This is a genomic window from Streptomyces sp. NPDC003036 (assembly GCF_040611175.1).
In the GTDB taxonomy this organism is placed as follows: domain Bacteria; phylum Actinomycetota; class Actinomycetes; order Streptomycetales; family Streptomycetaceae; genus Streptomyces.
In genome coordinates this window covers 1-1273 of sequence record NZ_JBEXNO010000097.1, presented here as the reverse complement: position 1 = coordinate 1273, position 1273 = coordinate 1, and the positions used below count along the sequence as shown (strand labels likewise).

Annotated in this window: 1 protein-coding gene; it reads left to right on the top strand. The window is 72.7% G+C overall.

Going from position 1 to position 1273, the window contains the following annotated elements; all coding sequences use genetic code 11:
- Positions 1–300 precede the first annotated feature (300 nt).
- Positions 301–1218 carry a helix-turn-helix transcriptional regulator gene (locus tag ABZX67_RS33245; RefSeq protein WP_355368533.1) on the top strand — a complete coding sequence of 306 codons (918 nt, stop codon included), beginning with the start codon at positions 301–303 and terminating at the stop codon, positions 1216–1218.
- The last annotated feature ends 55 nt before the right edge of the window (positions 1219–1273 follow it).

The window sequence follows — 1273 nt, the reverse complement described above, 5'->3', positions numbered from 1 at the left end:
TGAACTGCGCGACCAGCAACACCACCAGCACCAGCCGCTGCCGGCCCGTCATCCGAGGCGGACCGACAGTCCTCCCCTCACCAACCGACTTCACACCTTCGACAACGGCCGACATGTCCGGGCTCCCTTCGCTTCGTCTCGCCAACAGGGCGGTTACGAAGCAACCTTGGCGCCGATGCCGTCGGCTACCCAGACCTCTCTTCTGGCTAGGCGCCGGGAGACCACGAGACCGGAGACTAGTCATGACACGAGTAGGCTCAGCGCTCGCAACCGAGGTGCTCGGCGGGGAAACTGGACGGCATGGGTACTCAATCGGAACTCGGAGCCTTCCTGCGCAGCCGCCGCGCCAGGCTGCGGCCGGAGGACGTCGGCCTGCCGCCGCACGGCACCCGCAGGCGGGTGCCCGGTCTGCGCCGCGAGGAGCTGGCCCTGCTCGCCGGAGTCAGCGTCACGCACTACACCCGGCTCGAACAGGGGCAGAGCACCAACGCCTCCGAGGCCGTCCTGGACGCCATCGCGCGGGCGCTGCGGCTCAGCGAGGACGAGTGCGCGCACCTGAAGGACCTGGCCCGCCCCGCCCGGCCCCGCCGCCCCCAGGCCCCGCGCCCCGAGCACGCCCGCCCCGGCCTCAGGAACCTGCTGAACGCGATGGGCGAGGTGCCTGCCGTGGTCCTCGACCGGCGCAACGACGTCCTGGCCTGGAACCCCCTGGGCCACGCGCTGCTCGCCGGGCACATCGACCCCGACAGCCCCGACAGTCCCACGCAGCGGCCGAACCTGACCCGCATGCTCTTCCTGGACGCGCACACCCGCGAGCTCTACACGGAGTGGGAGGAGGAGGCGCGGACGGCGCTCGCCGCGCTGCGCCTGACCGCCGGCCGCCACCCCGACGACCGGCACCTCGCCGAGCTCATCGGCCAACTGGCCATGAACAGCCCGGAGTTCTCCGCGATGTGGTCCCGCCACCCGGTGCGCAACTGCACCTCGGGCGCCAAGCGGTTCCACCACCCCCTCGTCGGCCCGATGGAGCTCGAGTTCGAGAGCATGCACCTGTCCGACGCCTCGGGCCAGCGCCTGCTCGCCTACAGCGCCGAGCCGGGCACGCCGTCGGAGGCGGCGCTGCGCCTCCTGTCCGCCGCCACCGCGGACACCGTCACGACCGGCGCCGGCGGCCGGCCCGACGTACCGTCCCGCAACCGGAACGGCGGTACCGCGTAAGGGCGGGCGTCACCGTGTGAGGCCGAGCGGCGCCACCGTACGCGCGTACGGTGGC